The 7,767-nt window shown below is 42.5% G+C and carries 7 protein-coding genes; 1 reads left to right on the top strand and 6 read right to left on the bottom strand.

Going from position 1 to position 7,767, the window contains the following annotated elements; all coding sequences use genetic code 11:
* The coding region (locus HT669_RS11290) for a transposase family protein (RefSeq protein WP_240153507.1) at positions 1 to 436 on the top strand (436 nt) is incomplete at its 5' end.
* A gap of 145 nt (positions 437 to 581) precedes the next feature.
* Here HT669_RS11290 and aguB read toward each other — a convergent pair.
* Genes aguB through HT669_RS10215 form a run of 6 tightly spaced genes read right to left on the bottom strand, consistent with a single transcriptional unit; the run spans position 582 to position 7,253 of the window.
* A complete protein-coding gene (aguB, locus tag HT669_RS10240) occupies positions 582 to 1,457 on the bottom strand; it encodes an N-carbamoylputrescine amidase (RefSeq protein WP_050208470.1) in 876 nt (291 codons plus the stop codon).
* 9 nt (positions 1,458 to 1,466) lie between these two features.
* The gene (gene aguA, locus HT669_RS10235; RefSeq protein WP_050208467.1) at positions 1,467 to 2,552 is read right to left on the bottom strand and encodes an agmatine deiminase; all 1,086 of its coding nucleotides are present in this window, start codon (positions 2,550 to 2,552) and stop codon (positions 1,467 to 1,469) included.
* Positions 2,549 to 3,676: a carboxynorspermidine decarboxylase gene (gene nspC / locus HT669_RS10230; protein ID WP_101514710.1), complete on the bottom strand. Its 1,128-nt coding sequence runs from the start codon at positions 3,674 to 3,676 to the stop codon at positions 2,549 to 2,551. Before nspC ends, aguA begins: the two co-directional genes overlap by 4 nt.
* Complete coding sequence (locus tag HT669_RS10225) at positions 3,676 to 4,935, bottom strand: saccharopine dehydrogenase family protein (RefSeq protein ID WP_023934027.1); 1,260 nt, start codon at positions 4,933 to 4,935, stop codon at positions 3,676 to 3,678. The genes nspC and HT669_RS10225 overlap by 1 nt, the downstream gene beginning before the upstream one ends.
* The gene (gene speE, locus HT669_RS10220; protein WP_000366717.1) at positions 4,932 to 5,792 is read right to left on the bottom strand and encodes a polyamine aminopropyltransferase; all 861 of its coding nucleotides are present in this window, start codon (positions 5,790 to 5,792) and stop codon (positions 4,932 to 4,934) included. Before speE ends, HT669_RS10225 begins: the two co-directional genes overlap by 4 nt.
* Positions 5,793 to 7,253 carry an aminotransferase class I/II-fold pyridoxal phosphate-dependent enzyme gene (locus HT669_RS10215; protein WP_101514711.1) on the bottom strand — a complete coding sequence of 487 codons (1,461 nt, stop codon included), beginning with the start codon at positions 7,251 to 7,253 and terminating at the stop codon, positions 5,793 to 5,795.
* Positions 7,254 to 7,767: the final 514 nt, after the last annotated feature.

Here is a 7,767-nt window from a genome sequence, read left to right as displayed (position 1 = left end):
TAAAAAACAATTAGCGAATTATTCTGGTAAAAAGAAATGCCACGCTATGAAGGCTCAAGCGATTGTCACAAGTCAAGGGAGAATTATTTCTTTGGAGATCACTGTGAACTATTGTCATGATATGAAGTTGTTCAAAATGAGTCGCAGAAATATCGGACAAGCTGGTAAAATCTTGGCTGACAGTGCTTATCAAGGGCTCATGAAGCTATATCCTCAAGCACAAATTCCACGTAAATCCAGCAAACTCAAGCCACTAACAGCTGAAGAGAAAGCCTGTAACCATGCGCTATCTAAGGAGAGAAGCAAGGTTGAGAACATCTTTGCCAAAGTAAAAACGTTTAAAATGTTTTCAACAACCTATCGAAATCATCGTAAACGCTTCGGATTACGAATGAATTTGATTGTTGGTATTATCAATCATGAACTAGGATTCTAGTTTTGCAGGAAGTCTAGTATAAAATACGGACTAATCAAGATAAAAGAATAGTGAATCATAAAAATCGATTTACTAGATACCATAGTATCTTATAGTTGCTAATAAGAAGTTAGTCTAGCAGAATGAACCTCTCATTTCTCCCCTACTAGTCCGTAATTCGTTGATACATTTCTGGTCTTCTATCTCGAAACAAGCCCCAGTTTAGGCGTTCACTTGCTCCCTTGTCTAGGTCATAAGTAGCTAACAGAACAGCTTCTTCTTGTCTTTCAGCTCGTTCTAGAATAGCTCCTGTTTCATCCGTCATAAAGGAGGAACCGTAGAAGTCAAGACTGGAACTCTGTCCGCCATTTTCCTCACTAGGCGTGACCTCTTCCAATCCATAACGATTGGCTGAGATGACTGGAACAATATTTGCTGCTGCGTGTCCTTGCATGGTACGTTGCCAATGACCAAAACTATCCGTATCTAAAATTGGCTCTGAACCAATGGCTGTAGGATAAAAGAGCAATTCAGCACCATTTAACGCAAGACAGCGGGCTGTTTCAGGGAACCATTGATCCCAACAGATACCGATCCCGATCTTGGCATAGAGAGTATCCCAGACCTTGAAACCTGTGTTGCCAGGTGTGAAATAAAATTTTTCTTGATAATAATGGTCATCTGGTATGTGGGTCTTTCGATAAACACCCAGCACCTCACCATCTGCATCAATGACGGCAATAGAGTTATACAAGACATTACCATCTTTTTCATAGAAACTGATTGGTAAAACGACCTTTAGCTCCTTGGCAATGGTTTTAAAATGCTGAATAGCTGTATTGTCTGTCACCGACTGGGCATGCTGGTAGTAGTCATACTGACGTTCCTGACAGAAATAGGGACGTTCAAACAACTCTGGTAAGAGAATGATTTGAGCGCCTTGTTCTGTAGCCTGACGTACTAAGCGCTCCGCTGTTTGAATATTTGTTGCCACATCCTTGGCGCATTGCATCTGAATGGCTGCAACTCTTACATTTCTCATCTTTTTCTCCTATTCTGGGATTTGTTGGGTGATACAGTGGATATTGCCACCACCTAAGAGAATATCTCTGGCTGGAATTCCGACAACTTTACGGTCTGGGAAACACTCACTGAGAATATCTAAGGCTACTTGGTCGTTTTTATCTTGAAACTGAGGAACTAGGACAGCCTTGTTGGCAATATAAAAGTTTACGTAGGAAGCTGCTAGTCGTTCACCTGCGTATCGCTCTTCTTCTCCTTCTTCATAGATGTAGCCTGGCAAATCCTCTTCGGTTACAACTTGATGAAGAGCTGGAATTGGAAGTTTATGAATAGTGAAGTGACGACCTTTTGCATCTGTTTCTTGCTCTAAGAATTCGAGATCTGCTTTTGACATGGCATACTGGGGATCATTTTCGTCATCTGTCCAAGCCAAAACAAGCTCAGCAGGACCAACAAAGGCAGCAACATTATCGACGTGTTCATTGGTTTCATCCTGATAAATACCATAAGGAAGCCAAATAACTTTTTCAGCACCAAGACTTTCTAATAATGTGTTTTCAATCTCCTCTTTAGTCAAGTTAGGATTGCGACCAGGACTAAGCAAGCAACTTTCAGTTACGAGAATAGTTCCTTGACCATCGCTATGGATTGCGCCTCCTTCCAGTACAAAAGGTTTAGCATCATAGACAGGCCTTTCCAAGGCCTCAGCAAAACGACTGGCTACTTGGTCATCCTCTTCATAATCTTGATAAAGACCATCATAGGTGCCTCCCCAAGCATTGAAGGCCCAATCCACGGCTAATTTCTGGCCTTCATCATTGACAAGAATAGTCGGACCTGTATCACGCGCCCAGGCATCATTGGTGGGAATGTCTAAATAAACAACCTTGTCTCCAAGATAGGATTGGGCTTCAGATAGATAGGCCTGCTCCACCAAAAGATAGACTCTTTCCCCTTCTGCTATGGTCTCGATGATCTGAGTAAATGCTGCTTTAGCAGCTTTTCCTTGAAAGGGCCATGAACCTGGTCGAGTCGGCCATATCATGAGAGTACCATGGTGGGTTTCATACTCTGCTGGCATACGATAGCCTAATTTTTTGGGACTGTCCATCATGATAATCTCCCTTTAAAGTCTTGATAGCCAAAAGCTTTGAGTAAGCTACAGTCTCCCTGTTCGTCCATGAGATAGAGACTTGGCAATCCAATACCATTAAAGGTATTATTTTTGACAAAAGAATAAATGGCCATGTCTTGAAAATAAAGTCTGTCTCCGATTTGGACTGGATTTTCAAAACTATAATCACCAATCACATCGCCCGTCAGACAGGTATTAGAAGAAAGTCTGTAGGTATGGGCTTTTTCCTGTGCCTCAAAGCCATTTCTCAAAGGTGGACGATAGGGCATCTCAAGTACATCAGGCATATGGCAGGTCGCAGAGGCGTCTAAAACCAAGATTTCCATACCGTTTTCGACAATATCTAATACCTCAGTTGCTAGATAACCCGCATTGAGCGCAATGGCTTCACCCGGCTCGATATAGATTTCAAGATTGTAAGTTTTTCGGATACGCTTGATTTCTGAAATCAGCAAATCTACATCATAGTCTTCTCTTGTAATGTGATGGCCGCCCCCCATATTGAGCCATTTGACCTCATGCAAATAGGAACCAAACTGCTCTTCTACTGCTTTCAAAGTTGTCTCTAAATCATCTGCACCCTGCTCGCAAAGGGTGTGAAAATGAAGACCATCCACCAAATCCAGCAAATCACTAGGAATTTTATCTAGTGTAACGCCAAAACGAGAACCTGGTGCACAAGGATCATAGAGAGCATGATCTCCTTGAGTTGAACACTGAGGGTTAAGTCGCAGCCCCACGCTTATACCAGCATCCCGACAACGAGCTCCATGCTTACGCAACTGTCTCTCTGAGTTAAAGACGATATGGTCCGTTATCTCCAGCAATTCCTCCAAGTCTGCATCCTTGAAAGCAGGTGCAAAAACATGGACTTCGCCAGGAAATTCTTCCCTTGCCAATTTGGCTTCATAAAGTCCACTAGCAGTCGTACCAGATAGATACTGGCTAATCATGGGATAGGTTTTGTAGAGGGAATATGCCTTCTGGGCAAGCAAAACCTTGCAACCGGCTTCTTCTTGTACATATTGTAAAATGCGACAGTTGTCTTCTAACTTTGCCAAGTCAATGACGTAAGCTGGTGTTGGTACTTGTTCTAGCTTCATTAGTCCACCATTTGTGGATTTTCAACCACAACCCAAGGCAAGCCATACTCATTCAGAGATTCCATGAATGGATCTGGATCCAATTCTTCAAGGTTGTAAACTCCAGCTTGTTTCCAAGTACCGTTCATAACCAATTTTGTCCCAATCATGGCTGGAACGCCTGTCGTGTAAGAAATAGCTTGTGAACCAACTTCTGCGTAACATTCCTGATGGTCGCAAACATTGTAGATGTAGATAGTCTTTTCAACGCCATCTTTGACACCTGTAAAGATACAACCGATATTGGTTTTACCAACCGTGCGCGGTCCAAGGCTAGCAGGATCAGGAAGCAAGGCTTTCAAGAATTGAATCGGAACGATGTCTTGTCCATTAAAGTTAATGGCATCCGTACGAAGGAGTCCAACATTTTCAAGACATTTCATGTGCGTCAAGTAAGATTGACCAAAGGTCATAAAGAAGCGAATGCGTTTAACACCTGGAATGTTCTTAGCCAATGATTCGATTTCTTCATGGTGAAGGAGATACATATCTTTTTGTCCAACTTGAGGGAAATCATACTCACGCTTGATAGACATAGCTTCGACTTCGACCCATTTCCCATCTTCCCAGTAAGAACCTGGCGCAGAAACCTCGCGGAGATTGATTTCTGGGTTGAAGTTTGTCGCAAATGGATAACCGTGGTCTCCACCATTACAGTCTAAAATGTCGATATAGTGGATTTCATCAAAATAGTGTTTGAGGGCATAAGCTGAAAAGACACTGGTCACACCTGGGTCAAAACCAGAACCAAGAAGAGCAGTCAAGCCTGCTTCTTTGAATTTCTCTTGATAAGCCCATTGCCATGAGTAGTCAAAGTAGGCTGTAAAGCCAAGTTCCTTACAACGTTTCTCATAGATGGCACGCCACTCAGGATCTTCTGTATCCTCAGCCTCGTAGTTGGCTGTATCGATATAGTGAACACCTGTTGCCAAACAAGCGTCCATAATGGTTAAATCTTGATATGGTAAAGCTACGTTCAAAACAGCTTCTGGCTTGTAGCTTTCAATCAGGGCAATCACTTCTTCAACCTTATCAGCATCAAGTGCTGCAGTTTCAATTTTAGTACTTGTTTTGCCTTCTAGCTTCGCTTTCAAGTCATCGCATTTTGACTTGGTACGGCTAGCAATCATAATCTCTGTAAATGTTTCGCTATCTTGACAAATCTTTGAAATAGCAACTTGGGCAACGCCCCCACAACCAATAACTAGTAAACGACTCATTTTTTTCCTTCCTCTTCTTCTAAAATGTCCTCAACATACTTGGGCAACATAAAGGATCCCACGTGTAAGTTTGCAGTGTAGTATTCTGTGAAAAGCTGGCGTTTTTTCCAACCTTCCTTGTCAAAATCTTTGACAGGGTGGTATTTTTTCGATGCAAATCCAAACAACCAATAGCCAGCTGGGCTAGTTGGAATATGGGCCTGATAAACCCGACTGATTGGAAAGGCTTGATTGACCTTGCGGTGCATGCTTCGGCAGGCCGACTCATCCTCGTCAAAGAAGGGACTCCCATGCTGGTAAATCATGATGCCGTCTTCCTTCAGAGCTCGATAACTATTGCCGTAGAATTCCTTGGTAAAGAGTCCTTCCGTATGGCCAAATGGATCTGTCGCATCGTTGATGATAATATCGTAATCATCTTCGCAGTTTCGCAAAAAGCGTAGCCCATTTTGGTAGTAAATGGTAACACGAGGATCATCTAGCCCTGCAGCAAAGTCTGGGAAATACTCACGACAGACCTCGACCAACATCTCATCCGGTTCCACGATATCGATTTGTTCCAGTTCAGGATAGAGTGTTAATACTTGGGCAACACCGCCGTCACCACCCCCAATAACCAATACTTTCTTTGGATTTGGGTGGACAGCCATGGGAACGTGAACGGTCATTTCATTGTAGACGAAATCATCCGCATCTGAGAACAAGACATGGCCATTTAAAATCAGTATTTTCCCAAAAGCTGGCGTATCCAAGACTTCGATATCCTGCCATTCACTTTTTCCAGCGTAAAGTTGCTTGGCTGTTCTCAGAGACAATTTGACATCTGGAGTATGAACTTCAGAAAACCATAAATCCATCTATTTCTCCTTTCTCTTAATGACGTTGATGTGATTGACCTCTGGATCTTCCGTCCCTTGGAGGGAGCAACCACGTTCCTTGGCAAATTGGATATAGTCGACAATTTCTCGTGTAATGCGTTCGCCAGGAGCCAAGATAGGAATCCCTGGAGGATAGCACATGACAAATTCTCCACAGACCTGTCCAACAGACTCATCTAAGGTCAAACTTTTTCTCTCTGAATAGAAGGCTTCCTGAGGAGATAACACCAACTCGGGCTGGATATATTCTCCTGCTATCAAGTCCTTCCCATCTCGTGAGTAGAGTCTCTTGATATCAGCAAGAGCACCGACCAAGCGCTCGATGTCTTGGATGCGGTCACCAATCGAAATATAGGCCAAGATATTGCCAATATCACCAAACTCAATCTGAATGTCGTATTCGTCTCGTAGGAAGTCACAAACCTCGATACCTGTTAAGCCAATACCCTGAGTGTAAACTGACAGCTTGGTTACATCAAAATCACAGACCGACACACCATCTATTAACTCTTTTGAGTAGGCATAGTAGCCACCTATGGCATTGATTTCACGACGAGCGTACTCGGATAGCTCAATGACCTTCTCAAACGACTCTTTACCACGAAGGGCCAAGTTGCGACGTGAAATATCCAAACTAGCCATCAACAGGTAAGAAGCAGATGTTGATTGGGTCAGGTTGATGATCTGACGAACGTATTCAGAATTCATCTGCTCCCCGATAAGTAAAATGGAGCTTTGGGTCAAACTCCCACCAGACTTATGCATGGAAACTGCTGCCATATCAGCCCCTGCATCCATAGCAGAAATTGGAAGTTTATCAGTGAAATGCAAATGCGCTCCGTGGGCTTCATCTACTAAAACCATCATGCCAGCTTCATGAGCCATTTCCGTTAAACCTTTAAGATCTGAACAGATGCCGTAGTAAGTGGGATTGTTAATCAAAATGGCCTTGGCATCTGGATGGTCCTTTATGGCCTTGGCTACTCGGTCATTTTCAAGACCTAAAGCGATACCAATCTTAGGATCCACACTCATCTCGATATAGATGGGAATGGCACCACATAGAACCAGCGCATTGATAGCAGATTTATGGACATTACGTGGCAGAATAATCTTATCTCCAGCCTTGCAGGTTGACAGAATCATAGTCTGCACCGATGAAGTTGTTCCACCAATCATGAGAAAAGCATGGGTTGCTCCAAAAGCATCAGCTGTCAGCTCCTCTGCATCCCGAATAATCGAAATGGGGTGACCAAGATTATCCAAGGGTTTCATCGAATTAACATCAATGCCAACACATTTTTCACCTAACAGTTCGACAAGTTCTGGATTTCCTCGTCCACGCTTGTGACCTGGAACATCAAAGGGAACAATCCTTTTCTTGCGTAACTTCACCAAAGCCTCATAAATTGGGGCTTGGTTTTGATCTAACTTCTTCAAGACTTACTCCTTTACCGTATTTTTAGTGCCTCAAGAAGATAAAGGCGACTAAAGGTTGACTCATGAAAAAAGAGCAGGTTTCCACCTGCTCTGCAATCTTCTGACGTTTTTATGTTTGTTTCTGTTGAGTATGTCTGTTCCCGATGTTTCCTAACTCTCTAGTAGCAAATATTACGTACTTTATTGATCGTTTCACAAGATGACGTGTGCTTTCACCACACTAAAAATTTATGAATTAGGACAAGTGTCCTAACATCAACTTATAAAAGTAGGCTTTTAACCCTATCAATAATGTGGTTTTTCAACCACGCTTCGGCATTCAACCCTGCCTGTCCGTAGGCATTTTTTACTCGGGTTTATATTTGCTAGAAAACATCATCTCATTTTCTAAGCTTTATTACTATATCATGTTTTTAAGAACTTGTAAAGCCTTTTACGAAAAAAATATAAAAAGTTCGCAAAATAGTTGGATTTTATTTGATTTAATACTCATTATGCCAAATTTCAAGTTCAA

The organism is Streptococcus sp. 2100 (genome assembly GCF_013276335.1).
In the GTDB taxonomy this organism is placed as follows: Bacteria; Bacillota; Bacilli; order Lactobacillales; family Streptococcaceae; genus Streptococcus; species Streptococcus pseudopneumoniae.
The sequence above is the reverse complement of the archived record's forward strand: the minus strand, read 5'-3'. Positions and strand labels throughout refer to the sequence as shown.